15 protein-coding genes are annotated in these 16,273 nt (G+C 68.2%); 6 read left to right on the top strand and 9 right to left on the bottom strand.

The window, feature by feature from the left end; genetic code table 11:
- Nucleotides 1–22: 22 nt before the first annotated feature.
- The 4 genes from FFK22_RS16180 to FFK22_RS16165 are packed head-to-tail and all read right to left on the bottom strand — an operon-like array spanning nucleotide 23 to nucleotide 4,953.
- The gene (locus tag FFK22_RS16180; protein ID WP_138889735.1) at nucleotides 23–1,624 is read right to left on the bottom strand and encodes an ABC transporter ATP-binding protein; all 1,602 of its coding nucleotides are present in this window, start codon (nucleotides 1,622–1,624) and stop codon (nucleotides 23–25) included.
- Nucleotides 1,621–2,436 (bottom strand): ABC transporter permease, encoded by an 816-nt coding sequence (locus FFK22_RS16175; RefSeq protein WP_138889734.1) that lies wholly within the window; start codon nucleotides 2,434–2,436, stop codon nucleotides 1,621–1,623. Before FFK22_RS16175 ends, FFK22_RS16180 begins: the two co-directional genes overlap by 4 nt.
- Nucleotides 2,437–2,440: 4 nt before the next feature.
- Nucleotides 2,441–3,388, bottom strand: a complete 948-nt coding sequence (locus tag FFK22_RS16170; protein ID WP_138889733.1) for an ABC transporter permease — start codon at nucleotides 3,386–3,388, stop codon at nucleotides 2,441–2,443.
- Entirely contained in the window at nucleotides 3,388–4,953 is a 1,566-nt protein-coding gene (locus FFK22_RS16165; RefSeq protein WP_138889732.1) for an ABC transporter substrate-binding protein, read from the bottom strand. Before FFK22_RS16165 ends, FFK22_RS16170 begins: the two co-directional genes overlap by 1 nt.
- A gap of 204 nt (nucleotides 4,954–5,157) precedes the next feature.
- Here FFK22_RS16165 and FFK22_RS16160 point away from each other — a divergent pair, with 204 nt between their 5' ends.
- Entirely contained in the window at nucleotides 5,158–5,421 is a 264-nt protein-coding gene (locus FFK22_RS16160; protein WP_138889731.1) for a cyclic nucleotide-binding protein, read from the top strand.
- Here the strand turns inward: FFK22_RS16160 and FFK22_RS16155 are convergent.
- Nucleotides 5,418–6,305, bottom strand: coding sequence for a LysR substrate-binding domain-containing protein (locus FFK22_RS16155; protein ID WP_138889730.1), 888 nt, complete (start codon nucleotides 6,303–6,305; stop codon nucleotides 5,418–5,420). The genes FFK22_RS16160 and FFK22_RS16155 overlap by 4 nt on opposite strands.
- Nucleotides 6,306–6,408: 103 nt before the next feature.
- Here FFK22_RS16155 and FFK22_RS16150 point away from each other — a divergent pair, with 103 nt between their 5' ends.
- The 3 genes from FFK22_RS16150 (at nucleotide 6,409) to FFK22_RS16140 (ending at nucleotide 8,614) form a co-directional block, all read left to right on the top strand.
- Nucleotides 6,409–7,029 (top strand): DapH/DapD/GlmU-related protein, encoded by a 621-nt coding sequence (locus FFK22_RS16150; RefSeq protein ID WP_138889729.1) that lies wholly within the window; start codon nucleotides 6,409–6,411, stop codon nucleotides 7,027–7,029.
- 342 nt (nucleotides 7,030–7,371) lie between these two features.
- Nucleotides 7,372–7,875, top strand: a complete 504-nt coding sequence (locus FFK22_RS16145; RefSeq protein WP_221938634.1) for a hypothetical protein — start codon at nucleotides 7,372–7,374, stop codon at nucleotides 7,873–7,875.
- 22 nt (nucleotides 7,876–7,897) lie between these two features.
- The gene (locus FFK22_RS16140) at nucleotides 7,898–8,614 is read left to right on the top strand and encodes a metallophosphoesterase (RefSeq protein ID WP_138889727.1); all 717 of its coding nucleotides are present in this window, start codon (nucleotides 7,898–7,900) and stop codon (nucleotides 8,612–8,614) included.
- Nucleotides 8,615–8,676: 62 nt separating this feature from the next.
- Here the strand turns inward: FFK22_RS16140 and FFK22_RS16135 are convergent, their stop codons facing one another.
- Nucleotides 8,677–9,213: a DUF882 domain-containing protein gene (locus FFK22_RS16135; RefSeq protein ID WP_138889758.1), complete on the bottom strand. Its 537-nt coding sequence runs from the start codon at nucleotides 9,211–9,213 to the stop codon at nucleotides 8,677–8,679.
- Nucleotides 9,214–9,541: 328 nt separating this feature from the next.
- On the bottom strand, nucleotides 9,542–11,230 hold the full coding sequence (locus FFK22_RS16130) for a murein L,D-transpeptidase (protein ID WP_138889726.1): 1,689 nt from the start codon (nucleotides 11,228–11,230) through the stop codon (nucleotides 9,542–9,544).
- Between the two features lie 195 nt (nucleotides 11,231–11,425).
- Between FFK22_RS16130 and FFK22_RS16125 the strand changes: the two genes are divergently transcribed.
- Both FFK22_RS16125 and FFK22_RS16120 read left to right on the top strand, forming a co-directional pair.
- Complete coding sequence (locus FFK22_RS16125) at nucleotides 11,426–13,282, top strand: ABC transporter ATP-binding protein/permease (RefSeq protein ID WP_138889725.1); 1,857 nt, start codon at nucleotides 11,426–11,428, stop codon at nucleotides 13,280–13,282.
- A gap of 22 nt (nucleotides 13,283–13,304) precedes the next feature.
- Entirely contained in the window at nucleotides 13,305–14,030 is a 726-nt protein-coding gene (locus tag FFK22_RS16120) for a DUF4241 domain-containing protein (RefSeq protein WP_186002489.1), read from the top strand.
- A gap of 9 nt (nucleotides 14,031–14,039) precedes the next feature.
- On the opposite strand, the gene FFK22_RS16115 is transcribed toward FFK22_RS16120, so the two are convergent.
- Both FFK22_RS16115 and FFK22_RS16110 read right to left on the bottom strand, forming a co-directional pair.
- Nucleotides 14,040–15,335 carry an MFS transporter gene (locus FFK22_RS16115; protein WP_138889723.1) on the bottom strand — a complete coding sequence of 432 codons (1,296 nt, stop codon included), beginning with the start codon at nucleotides 15,333–15,335 and terminating at the stop codon, nucleotides 14,040–14,042.
- 84 nt (nucleotides 15,336–15,419) lie between these two features.
- Nucleotides 15,420–16,247, bottom strand: coding sequence for a phytanoyl-CoA dioxygenase family protein (locus FFK22_RS16110; protein ID WP_138889722.1), 828 nt, complete (start codon nucleotides 16,245–16,247; stop codon nucleotides 15,420–15,422).
- Nucleotides 16,248–16,273 lie beyond the last annotated feature (26 nt).

Here is a 16,273-nt window from a genome sequence, read left to right as displayed (position 1 = left end):
TCGGGGTCTCCCATGAAGGCAGTCAGGCGGTGGCGCGTGCGGCGAGGACCTGGTCCAGCCAGTCGCGGCGCAGCTCGGGGACGGAGGCCAGCAAGCGGCCGGTGTAGTCGTGGAAGGGCGGCGTGAAGATATCCGGCGTCGGCCCCTGCTCCACCACCCGGCCGCGCTGCATCACCGCGGTGCGGTCGGCCAAGCGGCGGACGACGCCGAGGTCATGCGTGATGAACAGATAGGCGACGCCCAGCTCGTCCTGCAGCCGGCGCAGCAGGCGCAGGATCTCCTCCGCCACCAGCGGGTCGAGCGCCGAGGTCACCTCATCGCAGATCATCAGGTCGGGCTTGGCCGCGAGCGCCCGGGCGATGCAGACGCGCTGCTTCTGCCCGCCCGACAGCGCGCCGGGCAGCCGGCCGGCGAAATCCGGGTCGAGGCCGATCAGGCCGAGCAGATGCGCCACCTCCTGGGTCTGCTCGCGGCCCTTGAGGCCGAAATAGAAGCCCAGCGGCCGGCCGATCGCCTCGCCCACCGTCTGGCGCGGGTTCAGCGCCACATCCGGCAGCTGGTAGACCAGCTGGATCCGGCGCAGCAGGTCCCGCTTGCGGGCGGTGTAGGAGGACGGCAAGGCCTGCCCGTCCAGCCGTACCGACCCGGCGGTCGGCGGCAGCAGGCCGGTGATCACCCGCGCCAGGGTCGATTTGCCGGAGCCGGATTCGCCGACCACCGCCAGGGTCTCGCCCCGGCGCAGCGACAGCGAGACATCGGCCAGCACCGGCACCTTGTGGTAGGCGGCGGAGATGCCGTCGACGGTCAGCAGCTCGGCGCCGCCCTCATGCCGGCGCGGCTCGCCGGCCAGGCTGGCCTGGCGCTCGCCAACCAGGCGACGGGTGTAGTCCTCGCGCGGCGCCGCCAGCACCTGCTCGGTGGGGCCGAGCTCCACCGGCTTGCCGTGGCGCAGCACCTGGATCCGGTCGGCGATCTGCGCCACCACGGCGAGGTCGTGGCTGATGTAGAGCGCCGCCGTGCCATAGCGCTGGATCAGCCGGCGCAGCAGGGCCAGCACCTCGATCTGGGTGGTGACGTCCAGCGCCGTGGTCGGCTCGTCCAGCACCAGGATGTCGGGCCGGCAGGACATCGCCATGGCGACCATGGCGCGCTGCAGCTGTCCGCCCGAGACCTGGTGCGGGTAGCGGTCGCCGAAGCGCTCGGGGTCCGGCAGGTCGAGCGCCCGGAACAGCTCCAGCATCCAGGCGTGCGCCTCGGCCTTGGCCATCGTCCGGTGATGCTTCGGCCCCTCCAGCACCTGGCGGCCGATGGTCAGCGCTGGGTTGAAGGCGGCCGCCGCGCTCTGCGCCACATAGGCGATCCGGGCGCCGCGCAGCTTGGCGCGGGCGGCCGAGCTCTCTCCGGTCACCGTCTGGTCGTCGATCGCCACGGTGCCGCCGGCGATGCGGCAGCCGCCGCGGCCCCAGCCCATCGCGGCCAGGCCGATGGTCGATTTGCCGGCGCCGGATTCGCCGATCAGGCCCAGCACCTCGCCCTTCCTCAGGTCGAGGTCGATGCCCTGCACCAGGACGGCACCGTTCGGCGCCTCGACCCTGAGGCCGCGGATGGTGAGGATGTCGCTCATCGCCCCTCTCCCTGCGGCCGGGTGCGGCCGGCCAGCAGCCAGTCGACCACCAGGTTGACGCCGATGGTCAGCAGCGCGATGGCCGCGGCCGGGTACAGCGGCGCGTAGAGGCCGTAGAGGATGCCCTGCTGGTTGTCCTTCACCATGCCGCCCCAATCGGCATAGGGCGGCTGGATGCCGAGGCCGAGGAAGGACAGGCCGGCGACGAACAGGAAGGTGAAGCAGAAGCGCATGCCGAATTCGGCGATCAGCGGCGCCGCGGCGTTCGGCAGGATCTCCTTGCGGATCAGCCACCAGGCGCCCTCGCCGCGCAGCCGCGCCGCCTCGGCATATTCCATCACGTTGATCCCCTGCCCCAGGATCCGGGCCAGGCGGAAGACGCGGGTCGAGTCGAGCAGCGCGATGGTCACGATCAGCACCGGCAGCGAGGAGCCGAGCGCCTGCAGCACCACCAGGGCCGAGATCAGCACCGGCACGCACATGATGGTGTCGACCAGCCGCGACAGCACGGTGTCGACCCAGCCGCCGCGCAGCGCGGCGAGGAAGCCGAGCGGCAGGCCGACGGTGAAGGACAGCAGCGAGGCGGCCAGCGACACGCCGATCGACATCTGCGCGCCGAAGAGCAGGCGCGAGAGCATGTCGCGGCCGTTCTGGTCCAGGCCGAACCAGTTCAGCGCCGTGGCGGGGTCGAACGGGCCGCCGATGATGTCCTCCTCGCCGAACGGGGCCAGCAGCGGCCCGAACAGCAGCGCGGCGAGGTTGAGGGTGATGATTGCCAGGCCGATCCAGGCCGTGAGCGGGATGCGTCTCATGGGTCTACCGGGGATGCCGCAGGCGCGGATTGAGCGCGATGGCGGCGATGTCGGCGATCATGTTCAGGATGACGTAGGCGGCACCGAACACCATGGCGCAGGCCTGCACCATCGGCAGGTCGCGCTTGGCCACGGCGTCGACCATGAACCGGCCGAGTCCGTTGTAGTTGAACACCGCCTCGACCAGCACCACGCCGGTGATCAGATAGGCGATGTTGAAGGCGACGACGTTGACCACCGGCGCCGCCGCGTTCGGCAGGGCGTGGCGCAGCACCACCCGGCCGGTCCGCAGGCCCTTCAGATAGGCGGTCTCGACATAGGCGGAATCCATCACCGCCAGCACCGCCGTCCGGGTCATGCGCATGATCTGGGCGACGGTGACCAGCAGCAGGGTCAGCATCGGCAGCGTCGTCGCGTCCAGCCGCTCGGCGAAGCCCATGCCGGGATAGACGTCGGCCAGGCTGGGGAAGACCGGGTTCTGCACCGCCAGGACCAGAATCAGCACCAGGCCGAGGAAGTATTCCGGCAGCGACACGGTGCCGAGCGCCAGGATATTCACCAGCCGGTCGAACACCCCGCCGCCGCGGACCGCGGTGAGGATGCCGAGACCCACCGCCAGTGGCACGCCGATCACCGCGGCATAGGCGGCCAGGAACATGGTGTTCCAGAAGCGCGGCCACAGCAGCTCGGCCACCGGCTGCTGGTTGGCCAGCGACCGGCCTAGATCGCCCTGGACGAAGCCCCACAGCCACTGGCCGTAGCGGAGCAGCGCCGGCACTTCGAGCCCGAGGTCGCGGCGCAGCGCGGCCAGCGCCTCCGGCGTCGCCGACTGGCCGAGGATGGCCGAGGCGACGTCGCCGGGCAGCAGCTGGGTGCCGGCGAAGACCAGCACCGACACCAGCCACAGGGTGAAGAGTCCGAGTGCGATCCGTCTGAGGATCAGCGATGTCATCAGGCCGCCAGCCAGACGCGCTCCGCCAGCCGCCCGCCCATGAAGTTGAACATCGGATGCGGCATCACGCCCTGCACCTGGGTCGACACGCCGTCGAGATAATCGCCGAACATCGGGATCATGGCGCCGCCCAGATCCGAGATCATCTCCTGCAGCGTCCAGTAGATCTCTTTGCGCTTGGCGTCGTCGAGCAGCCCGCGTGCCTCCAGCAGCAGCCTGTCGAATTGCTGGTTCTTCCAATGGGTGTCGTTCCATTTGGCGTCGGAGGCATAGGCGATGGACAGCATCTGGTCCGCGGTCGGGCGGCCGCCCCAATAGCCCATGCTGAACGGTGCCTGCATCCACACCTTGTCCCAGTACCCGTCCGGGGATTCGCGCTTGATCGAGACGTCGATCCCGGCCTTGGTCGCGGCGGTGCGGAAGATCGCGGCGGCGTCGACCGCGCCCCCGAAAGCGGCGTCGGAGGCCGACAGCTCGACCTTCAGGTCGCTCATACCGGCCTGCTGCAGATAGTGCTTGGCCTTGTCGGGATCATAGGCGTGCTGCGGCAGCTCGCTGTTGAAGAAGCGGTCGGTGCGCGGGATCGGATGGTCGTTGCCGAGCTGGCCGTAGCCGCGCAGCGCCACCTTCAGCAGCTGCTCACGGTCGATCGCATATTTGATGGCGAGGCGGACATTGTTGTCCACGAATGGCGGCTTGGTGCAGTCCATCAGGAAGGTGAAGTGCTGGCCGCCGGCCGACTGCACGATCTGCAGCTTCGGGTTGCGCTTCAAGAGGTCGACCGTCTTGAAGTCGAGCCGGTTGATGGCGTGGACCTGGCCCGACATCAGCGCGTTGGTGCGCGCGGCGACGTCGTTGATGACGATGACCTCGACCGCGTCGACATTGGCGCAGCCCGGCTTCCAGTAGCTCGGGTTTCGGGTGAAGCGCGAGCGCACGCCGGGCTCGTAGCTCTCATAGACGAAGGGGCCGGTGCCGACTGGCTTCGACCAGTCGGTGAAGCCCTCCGGCACCACCAGGAAATGGTAGTCGGACAGGAGATACGGCAGGTCGGCGTTGCCGCCGGTCAGCTCGATCGCGATCTGGCTGTCGGAGAGCTTGCGGACGTCCTTGATCTGCTCGGCGATGGCACGGGCGGCGGAGGTGCTTTCGCCGCGATGCAGGTTGATCGAGTAGATCACGTCCTCGACCGTCAGCGCCTTGCCGTTGTGGAAGGTCACGCCCTGCCGGAGATTGAACACCCATTCCGCCGCGCCCGGTTTGGCCTCCCAACTCTCCAGCAGCTCCGGCACCGCCTGGTTGTCGCGGTCGATCTCGACCAGGCCGTTCATCAGCATGAAGGCCTGATTGAGCGGCACCCAGTCGGTCATCACCCGCGGGTCGAGCGTATCGGTCGTGCTGCCGCCGCCCATGCCCAGCTTCAGCACGCCGCCCTTGCGCGGCGTGTCCAGGGCGAAGGCGCGGCCGAATCCGCCCGATGCAGCCGTCGCGAGGCCGAGGCCGGCGGCGCCCAGCAGCAGGCCGCGGCGCGTGGTTTCGAGTTGCGGGAAGTCCCTGCGTGTCATGACCGATCCCTGTTGTCGGGTGGGTGGCGCTCTGTGGCGCCCGGGCGGCAGCCGTTGCGTCGCGCTGCCTTGAGCGGCCGGACCCTAGTGGATGATGGCAATAAGTCGGACATGATTTTTGGACATGACCCCATGAGCAAGATTCGGTGCCACTTGTCCCGGCCGGCCCCTATGCAAGGCGCCTTCGTTGATCGAGGTCGAATCGTGAGTCTGCCGGATGTGGTCGGCCTGGTCGGTGTCCTGGCCTATCTGCACGCCTATGCTCTGGCCCAGTTGCAGATCCTCGCGATCACGGACTGGCGCACTGCCCTGCTGAACATCGTCGGCGGCGTGTTGGTGATGTATTCGCTGCTGTGGAGCTTCAACCTGGCCTCCTTCGTGGCCCAGGCCTTCTGGATGCTGTTCACCATTGTCGGCCTGGTGAAGGCCCAGCGGATGCGTTCGCGGCCGGCGACAGCCAGCACCTAGCTGGCATTGCTGGCGACCAGCCAGTCCATCGCCTGGCGCACCACCCGGCGGACATGCCGGTCCAGCGGCCGCATCAGGTAGAACGAGCCTTCCGAGTGCAGGTAGAAGCCATTCGCCGGCACCAGTGCGCCGGAGGCCAGCTGGTCGCGCAGCAGCCAGGTCCAGCCCAGTGCCGTGCCCAGCCCCTGCGACGCAGCCTGCACCGCCAGGGCATAGGAGCCGAGCCGCCAGAACCGGGCCCGCGGCGGCATCGGCATCGCCGCGGCACCGAACCAGTGCGGCCAGTCCATCCATTCGCGCAGCGAATCCTCGATCGCCAGCAGGGTCGGCGCCGGGTCGTCCTGCAGTGCCGGCCGCCCGGGCGCCGCGACCGGCACGATCTCCTCGGTGCCCAGCACATGCAGCGCCACGCCGGACGGCCGCTCGCGCCGGTAGAAGATGGCGAGATCGAACTCGTCCAGCCGCAGGTGCTGGACATCGTCGGTCACGCGCAGCCGCAGCTCGATCCCCGGCAGCGCGGCGTCGAGCGCTTTCAACCGCGGCATCAGCCAGAGATCGGCGATGCCATGCGAGCAGGCCAGCGTCACCTGGCGCGGCCCGGCCGAGCCGCGCACGCCATGCGTCACCGCCATCAGATCGCCGAGGATGCGCCGGACCTCGGCGACATAGCTCTCGCCCAGCGGGGTCAGGCTGACGCCGGACGGGGTGCGCTGGAAGAGCTTGCCGCCGATGAAGGCCTCGAGCTTCAGGATCTGGCGGCTGACCGCGCTCTGGGTCAGGCCGAGCTCGGCGCCGGCGCGGGAGAAATTGGCCAGCCGCGCCGCCGCCTCGAACACGACGAGGGCGTTGAGCGGCGGCAGGCCGAGATGGGAGGACGCGGGCATCCGCGCACTCAACGGGAAGACCGCCCGCGGCACAAGCTAGGCGGCAGCAGAATCGTCATCGAACTTGTCTAGACCTCTATATGATGCCCGCCCGGAGAATCCGATGAGCACCAAGACCCTGGGGCCTGAACCCCTGATCGCCCCGAGCGCCCGAGTCTCGGCCTGCCAGCTCGGCATCTACACCGAGATCGGCGCCCATGCGGTGCTGAACGAGGTCACCGTCGGCGACTACAGCTACCTGATGGACGGGGCGATGGCCTGGTGCGTCCAAATCGGCAAGTTCTGCTCGATCGCCGCCTATACCCGGCTGAACGCCCCGAACCACCCGACCTGGCGGGCGACGCAGCATCACTTCACCTATCGCTCCGCCGCCTACGGCCTCGCCGACACCGACGACACCGAGTTCTTCGCCTGGCGCCGCGACCACCGGGTGACGATCGGTCATGACGTCTGGATCGGCCATGGCGCCATCGTGCTGCCGGGGGTCACGGTCGGCACCGGGGCGGTGATCGGCGCCGGCGCCGTGGTCACCCACGACGTACCAGCCTACACCATCGTCGCCGGCAGCCCGGCCCGGCCGATCCGCCGCCGGGTGACCGAGACGGTCGAAGCACGGCTGCTGGCGCTGGCGTGGTGGGACTGGCCGCAGGACCGGCTGCGCGCGGCGCTGCAGGATTTCCGGACGCTCGACGCCGAGGGCTTCTGCGCCAAGCACCAGGCCTGACAGCCTTCGACGGAACCGACCCTCCCGATACCCGGTTGTTGCAACGCCTGCTGCCGCAACCGGGAGGACCGGCCGATTCCGTCGATCATCGCCGCCGCCGCGCCGACGCTGCACGACCCGCAGGCCGAGGCGTTCTACTCCGACGCGCTGCGCGAGCTGGCGACGACCGGCCTGCCCTTTCTGCTGGCCGGCACCTATGCCGTCAGCGCCTATACCGGCATCTCGCGGCCGACCAAGGATCTGGACATCTTCTGCAAGGCCGGCGACAGCCCGCGCATCCTCGGCCATTTCCACGACCTCGGCTTCTCGATCGAGATCGAGGACGAGCGCTGGCTCGGCAAGGTGCACAAGGGCCGGCACTTCTTCGACGTGATCTATGCCTCGTCGAACGGCACCATGCCGGTGAACGACCAGTGGTTCGAGCACGCCCGCGAGATCGAGGTCTTCGGCACCCAGGTCCAGATCGTCGCCCCGACCGAGCTGGTCTGGTCCAAGGCCTTCATCCAGATGCGCCACCGCTACGACGGCGCCGACGTGATCCATGTCATCCTGAAGCAGCACGACCAGATCGATTGGCAGCGGCTGCTCGGCTACATGGAGCTGCATTGGGAGATGCTGCTGGTGCATCTGCTCAACTTCCGCTGGGCCTATCCGACCGAGCGCAACCGGGTGCCGCGCTGGCTGATGGACGAGCTGATGGACCGGCTGCGCCACCAGCTCGACCTGCCGCCGCCGCAGATGAAGGTGTGCCGCGGCCGCATGCTGTCGCGGGTCGACTACGCCATGGCGGTCGAGGAATGGGGCTTCGCCGATGTCGGCGGCGAGGGTGAGTGGCGCGACGCCTGACACAGGAGAACGGGACCGACTCATGGCGGAGAACGGAAAATTCACCGTCGCCGCGATCGGCGACATCCATGTCAAGGACGAGTCCGATCCGCTGCGCGAGATGTTCGGCGAGATCGCGCAGGCGGCCGACGCGCTGGTGCTGTGCGGCGACCTGACCGACACTGGCACGGTGCGGCAGGCCGAACGCCTGGCCGAGGATCTGCGCGCCTGCCCGGTGCCGGTGATCGGCGTGCTCGGCAACCACGATTATGAATGCGGCGAGATCGACAAGGTGCGGTCGATCCTGACCCAGGCGGGGCTGCGGCTGCTGGACGGCAGCGCGGTCGAGATCGACGGCGTCGGCTTCGTCGGGGTCAAGGGCTTCGCCGGCGGCTTCGGCCGGCGGATGCTGGGCTCCTTCGGCGAACCGGAGACCAAGGAGTTCGTCTCCGTCGCCGTGTCCGAGGCGATGCGGCTGGAGAATGCGATGCGGACGGTGAAGACGCAGCGGGCGATGGTGGTGCTGCACTATGCCCCGATCTCCGAGACCATCGAGGGCGAGCCGCTGGAGATCTACCCCTTCCTCGGCTCGTCGCGCCTGGCCGAGACGATCGACCGCTTCACCGTGAGCGCGGTGGTGCACGGCCACGCCCATCGCGGCGTGTACCAGGGCCACACCCCGGGCGGCGCGCCGGTCTACAACGTCGCCTGGGCGATCGAGAAGCCGAGCGGCCGGCCTTATGCGCTGATCGATCTATGAGCCGGGGTGCCCCAATAGAAAGGGCCGCCCTGCGGCGGCCCCTGCCCTTCGATGCGGCATCGTCACCAAGTGCGGACGTCGCCGGTGTCGACATGGACGAAGTTCGAGCGCGGATAGTAGCCGACGCCGCCGGCCTGCAGCCCGACCGCGTTGCGGCGCAGGCTGGCCAGGCTCATATTCGGCATGAAGATGTCCGCCGCCTGGCCCTGGATGTGCAGGGAATTGCGTGCGACGCCGCGGCTGCGGCGAGCCAGCATGGCGTTGGTGGCGCGGGAGCGATAGCCGCAGACGACGTGGATCGGCTCGTCCGACCCGCCCTTACGCTGCAGCGTGTTGAGGATGTCGAGCAGACCCGGATCCATCACCCGGACCTCGTCCGACCGCCAATCGCGCAGGAAGTAGTTGAACTTGGCCAGGACGTCCGGGTTGTACCAGCCATCAGCCCAGTACTCTTCCTTGATTTCGACAAGGTTGTGGGCGTCGTACAGATGGAGCGTTCGTCGATTGGGGGCGGCTAAGGCTGAGAGTGGTGCGATTGGCGCGACGGCGGCGGCTGCAACAGCCCCGGCCGACATCCTCAGGAAATGCCGTCTCTGCATCGTTCCCGCTGCTCCTAACCTTCACTAACCGCGCTTCCGGCATTTCTGACGCTTTACACGCCTATACTGGGCGCCGGGCGTTTGATGGCGTCCTTTGTGAAGCAGGGCGAAGCGGGAATCAACAGTTTCTTCTCAGCTTTACAAAGAAAGCCTGTGATATAATGGCAACATTGTGGTAGATCTGTCGCACTTTTGGTGATGGATAAAGTAAATGCCCTGAAAATCGTAATATAGATTTTACACCCATTCGAAATCATCAAGGCGACATAAAAAAAGGCGACCGAAATTCGGCCGCCTTTTGGAGCAACGTTCGAATCGTACGAGGATTTCAGCGGGAAGATGCGAGTTGTTCGCGCCGGGTTTCTCGGGCCTGGAGCGCTGCGATGACCTTGGCATCAATGCCGTAAATGTCGTCGCGGAACGCCACCTCGCCGGTCCCGTCGACCCAGGCTGTCTGGTAGACGATGTAGAGCGGCATCGGAGCGGGCAGATTGATCCGAGTCGTCGGGGTCCAGCTGCCCATCACCCGCTCACGCCGCGCCGGCGACCAGTCGGGCGATCCGTCGAGCAGATAGTCGGCCAGCCAGATCGGATCCTGCAGCCGGACGCAGCCATGCGACAGGGCGCGGTCGGTGCGCTTGAAGTAGCTCTTCGACGGCGTGTCGTGGAGATAGACGCTCCAATTGTTCGCCATCATGAACTTGACCTTGCCCAGCGCGTTGCCCGGCCCCGGGTCCTGCCGGATGCGCATCGACCGCATGGTGCCGGCGCCGACGCCGTACCAGTCGACATAGTCGGCGCTCATTTCGCGCGAGCCGCCGCCCCAGCCGGAGAACAGCCGGTAGTTGCGGCTGGCGAGATAGCCCGGATTGTTGCGCAGCTTCGGCAGGTACTCCTTGGCGGCGATCGAGGGCGGTATGGTCCAGGTCGGGTTGAACTCGAGATAGGTCAGGGCGCTGTTGAACAGCGGCGTCTGATTCTTGGGCTGGCCGACCACGACATCCATGGTCCGCACCAGCTGGCCGTCGGCGACGACGTCCATGGTGAAGGCGGCGATGTTGACCATCAGGTAGTCGGGGCCGAGATCGTCCGGCAGCCAGCGCAGCCGCTCCATGCTGGCGACGATCTGGTTCATCCGCTCCGGCCCCTGCCGGTTCAGCATGGCCAGGGTGGCGCGGCCGAGGATGCCGTCCGGCTTGAGCCCGTGCTTGGTCTGGAACTGCTCGACCGCGGCCACCAGCTGCGGGTCGTAGAGCCGGCTCTGGTCCGCGGGATCGCCGACGAGCTCGCCGGTGGCGGCCAGGCGGGCGCGCAGCACCGGCACCCGGTCGCTCTCCTCACCCGGGCGCACACTGTTGCCCGCCGGGATGGTCGGCCAGCCGGCCTCGGCCAGCGTCTCGAACCCGCTCAGCGCGCCCTTCAGCTGCTGGTACAGCGCATGCTTCGGCGCCAGATCGGCCAGGAACCTGTACGGGTCGGGCAGCATCGACGCGGCGGTGGCCAAAGCGGCCCTGTCGACCGGTTTCGGTGTGATGTCGAAGGTCGGATCGATCTCGCGCGGCACCAGCCGGCCGGAATGCACGTCGACGCCGTAGCGCATCACCGCCGCGCTGAGCAGGATCTCGGTCGCGACGACGTCGTCTGCATCGGCGGAGCGGATCAGCTCCTTCAACGACTCGACATAGTAGTCGGACGGGACCAGCCCCTCCTCACGCGCCTTGGCCAGCCGCGCCACGATCGGCTCGACGCGCGGATCGAGCCGCCCGTCCATGTCGATCCACAGCGGGAACCAGCCGCGGCCGGAATAGAGGCCGCGCACCTCCCGCGCCTTCAGCACCACGCCGCCGACGGTAATCGTGTCGGCGTCGCCGATCACGGCCTCGATCGCGGCCCGTGGGTCGGACAAGGAGGCCGCGTCCAGCGACGCGGCGGCCGGCGTCAGCCCGGCCTGTGCCACGGCCGGCAGGGCAGCCGCGCCAAGCAGCAGGGACAAAAGCGGGACAATGAAGCGTCGCATCAATGGATCTCCAGCAATCTTGAGATACGTAGCGCGGCACGGGGCGCAGAGGAGTCCTTTTGCCGTGATGCGATCGTGAAAGTCACACAGCGTTGCTGCATAGCAACATAATCATCGAATTTTAGCAATATACGCCTAGCGGCTGCGGCGGCTTTGCCCTTCCCGCCTGCGGATCGCCCGCTTAGGGTACGCGCCATGAACGCCGCCACGCCCCCTTCCGTCATCGACGCCGCCAAGGGCCGTCATCCCTTGCGCTCGCTCGCCCCCTATCTCTGGCCGGTGGGCCAGCTGGAGATGCGGGCCCGGGTTGTACTGGCGGTGCTGCTGCTGATCGCCGCCAAGATCGCCAGCGTCTACACCCCGATCTTCTACAAGGAGGCGATCGACGCCCTGTCGGTGAAGGGCGGGCTGCCGCTGATCCTGCCGGTCGGCGTCATCCTGGCCTATGGCGCCGCCCGGGTGCTGAGCCTGGCCTTCGGCGAGCTGCGCGACGCGATCTTCGCCAAGGTGGCGCAGCGCGCCATCCGCCGCACCGGCCTCGCCACCTTCCAGCACCTGCACGCCCTGTCGCTGCGCTTCCATCTCGACCGCCAGACCGGCGGCCTGTCGCGGGCGATCGAGCGCGGCAATGCGGCGATCGACACGCTGCTGCGCTTCATGCTGTTCAACATCCTGCCGACCCTGGTCGAGATCCTGTTCGTCGTCGCCGTGCTGTGGTGGATCCTCGACCTGTGGTTCGCGCTGGTCACGCTGGCCACCGTCGTCCTCTACATCGCCTTCACCCTGTGGGTGACGGAATGGCGGACCAAGTACCGCCGCCAGATGAACGAGACCGACCAGGAGGCCAACACCAAGGCGATCGACAGCCTGCTGAACTTCGAGACGGTCAAGTATTTCGGCAACGAGGACCATGAGGCGCGGCGCTACGAGGCGTCGCTGATCCGTTACGAAGCGGCGGCGGTGCGCAGCCAGGTGTCGCTGTCGCTGCTGAACATGGGCCAGGCGGCGATCATCGCCGTCGGCCTGACCGCGGTGATGTGGATGGCCGCGGCCGGTATCGTCCAGGGCCGGCTGACGGTCGGCGACTTCGTGCTGGCCAACACCTATCTGATCCAGCTGTACCTGCCGCTGAACTTCTTCGGCTTCGTCTATCGCGAGGTGAAACAGGCCCTAGTCGACATCGAGAAGATGTTCTCGCTGCTCGGCGTGCCGCAGGAGGTGACGGACGCGCCCGGCGCCCAGCCGTTGCAGGTGCAGGGGGGCACGGTCAGCTTCACCGATGTCGAGTTCGGCTACGACCCGCGCCGGGCGATCCTGAAGGGCGTCACCTTCGCCGTGCCGGCCGGGCACACCGTCGCCATCGTCGGGCCGACCGGGGCCGGCAAATCGACCATCAGCCGCCTGCTGTTCCGCTTCTACGACATCACCGCCGGGTCGGTGCGGATCGACGGCCAGGACATCCGCGACATCACCCAGGCCAGCCTGCGCGCCGCCATCGGCATCGTCCCGCAGGACACGGTGCTGTTCAACGACACCATCCGCTACAACATCGCCTATGGCCGCCCGGGGGCGAGCGACGAGGAGGTCGTGGCCGCCGCCCAGATGGCGCGGATCCACGAGTTCGTGCTGCGCCTGCCCGACGGCTACGACACCAAGGTCGGCGAGCGCGGGCTGAAGCTGTCGGGCGGCGAGAAGCAGCGCGTGGCCATCGCCCGCACCATCCTGAAGGACCCGGCGATCCTGCTGTTCGACGAGGCGACCTCGGCGCTCGACACCAACACCGAGCGCGAGATCCAGGCCAATCTGCGCGAGGTCAGCCGCGGCAAGACCACGCTGGTGATCGCGCATCGCCTGTCGACCGTGATCGACGCCGACGAGATCATCGTCCTGGCCGATGGCCGCATCGCCGAGCGCGGCAGCCACGCCCAGCTGCTGGCCGAGGATGGCCGCTACGCCGAGATGTGGCGCCGGCAGCAGGAGGCGGCGGAGCGCGGCGAGCTGGCGGCGCCGGAGCGGCCGAACCGCGATCCGGAGATGGTCGCGGCGTCGTGACGGCGCAGCAGGAGCCCGGTTGATGCGTTTCTCCAGCCGATCTTTCGCCTGGTGCCTGCTGCTGCTCGCGATGGCCTGCTCTCCACGGGCCCCGGCGGTGGAGGCGTCGTGGCCTCTGCCGCAAGCGGTGTTGTTCTCGCAGGCCTTCGGCCCCGGCTTCACCGTCACGCCGCCAGACGGGCCGATCGAGCTGTCAGGGCTGGAGATCGGCAAGTTGGCCGTGCCGAGTGGCCGGATCGTCGCCTGCGATCCCTTCATCTGCGATCGCATCGAGGCCTTCGGCCGGCGCGTGCCGGTGGGCAAGTTCCCGGTCCAGCTGGCCATGGCAAAGCTGCCGAACGACGAACGGGTGGCCTTCGCCCGCATCCTTTTCGCCGACCGGCCGGTGGAACGCTGGGAGATGGCACTGCGGCCCGGGCAGACGCTGCAGGACCTGAAGCCTGGCTACATCCACGGCTACGGCGTCGACACCGGCACCGGCGCGTTCATGGACGCCGCCACCCAGGTTTCCTATCTGGCGGCGACGGCCGGCGAGGCCGCGACGATGCGGTTGGTCGACGCCCTGAACAATGCTCCGTCCGGCAGCCGGGCCTGGCTGCTGCGCCCATACGGGCATGCCAATGTCGCGATGTTCTCCTCGGGCTGGGGCGACGGCTTCTACGCCTCCTATTTCGGCCTCGACAGCGCCGGCCGCGTGGTCGCGCTGGTCACCGATTTCGGCGTGGTGGAGTGGCGGGCCGGGACATAGCGCGCCCCGTCACGATCGCGGCGACCCGGCCAGCGGTCTGGCCATTCGCAGCCACTCCGTCCGGGCCGGGCTGCGCACGAACACCGCGACCGACAGTGCGCCCACGATCGCGATCGCGCCGGTCAGGACGAAGGCCCCGGCGAAGCCGCCCGACCATTCGACGATGAAGCCGGTGACGGACGGCGCCACGATGCCGGCGAGGTTGGCGATCAGGTGGACGAAGCCGCCGACGCTGCCGACCCGCCCCTCCTCCACCGTGTCGAGGATGATCGCCCAGTAGGTGTTCGCGGTCAGGTACATGAAGAAGACCGAGACCGCCATCAGCGCCACCACGCCGGCGACCCCGGTGACGATGCCGGCCAGCGCGACGCAAATGGCGGCGATGGCCAGGCTGCCGACCAGGATCAGTTTGCGCGCGAAGACGGCGTTGCCGGTGCGCTGGTAGATGCGATCGCAGACGAAGCCGCCCAGCACCATGCCGATGCAGCCGACCAGCCAGGGGATCGCGTTGACCACGCCCATGGTGCCGATGCTGAGACCCTGCGCCTTGACCAGGTAGGTCGGGAACCAGGACAGGAAGAAATAGAGGATGTAGGCGTAGCCGAAGAAGGCGAAGGCAGTGGCGAGGATCGCCGGGCGGCGCAGATAGGCCGAGAGCGGCAGCTTGGCCGTCACCGCCGGAGGCTTCGCCCGCTCCTGCTCCATCTCCTCGCGCTCGGCCGCGCCGAGCCAGCGATGCTGCTCCGGCCGGTCGGTGGCCAGCAGCATCCAGGCGAGGACCCAAGCCAGCCCGACCACGGCGATGACGGTGAAGGAGATGCGCCAGCCCGCCAGCACGGCGATCGACCCGACCACCGGCCCGGCCAAGGCGGCGCCGATCGGCTGGCCGGCATTGGCGAGGCCGACGGCGGTGGCCTGCTCGCGCCGCGGAAACCAGTTGCTGACCACCTTGTTGGCGGTGGCGCTGAACGGCCCCTCGCCCATGCCGAAGACCACCCGCACCACCAGCAGAAAGACCAGGCTGGTGGCGGCGGCGGTCAGGCCGCAGAACACCGACCAGACCGTCATTGCCAGGGTAAAGACATTCTTCGGCCCGATCTTGTCGGAGGCCCAGCCGCCGACGAAGCAGAACAGGGCATAGCCGAAGAAGAAGCTGCTGAAGACGATGCCGAGCCGGGCGGGGTCGAGATCGAGGTCCTCGGCGATCAACGGCGCCGCGATCGACAGCGCCGCCCGGTCGAGGTAGCTGATGCCGCCGCCGAGAAACAGCAGGAAGACGATGAACCAGCGCAGCCGCGCTCCCATGACGTCCCTCCCTTATGATTCGGCCTTTGCCGGCCGGTGGTTTGTCGGGCCGCCGCCCGGGACGGGCGGTCGGTGGCCGGGCCGCTACATGGCCGGCGGACGACCGGTGCCGCGCATCAGGATCTGCTGATGGGCGCCGGTGATCTGGGCATGGAAGGCCAGCGCGGCCTCAGACAGGTCGGCGTCCGGCCGCTGCTCGGGCTCGAAATTGTGGAATTCGTCGACGCCGCGGACGAGGGTCGCCGCGTCATGGGTGCCGACGATCTGGCGGACATAGGTGGGCAGGTAGCGGATGGCGAAGCCGATCCGGCGCTTGCCCGACGGGTTGGGGTCGGAGCCGTGGATCAGCCGGACATGGTGCAGCGACATCTCGCCGGGCTGCAGTTGCAGCATCCGCGCCTGCGCGTCGTCGACCTCGACCGCGATCTCCTGGCCGCGCGACAGCAGGTTGTTGGCGGCGAAGGTGTCGCGATGCGGTACCTGCTCCAGCATGTGACTGTCCGGGATCACCCGCATCGCGCCGTTCTCGGCCGTGCTCTCGGACAGCGCCACCCAGGCGGTGACGATGTCGGCCGGGTCGAGCCCCCAATAGGTCGAATCCTGGTGCCAGGAGACGAAGCCCGGATCGCGCGGTTCCTTGATGAAGAAGCTCGAACCCCAGACCAGGATGTTCGGGCCGATGATATCCTCGACCGCGTCGAGGAGGACGGGATGGCGGATCAGCCCGTCCAGCCAGGTGAACAGGAGATGGCTCTTGTGGCGCATCGGCCCCTTCAGCGTCCCATGCACGCTCTCATGCGCTTCGAGATGGCGGCGGATCTGCGTCGCCTCGTCGGCCGGCATCACCCGGATCGGGGCGTGGTAGCCGTGCGCGCGGTAATGCTCCACCGCGGCCGGGGACAGCATCTTCATGGCGGCTCCTCCGATGTCGGGCATCT

It is taken from the genome of Mycobacterium sp. KBS0706, assembly GCF_005938675.2.
Classification (GTDB): domain Bacteria; phylum Pseudomonadota; class Alphaproteobacteria; order DSM-16000; family Inquilinaceae; genus Inquilinus.
This window is presented reverse-complemented; position numbering and strand designations above follow the sequence as displayed.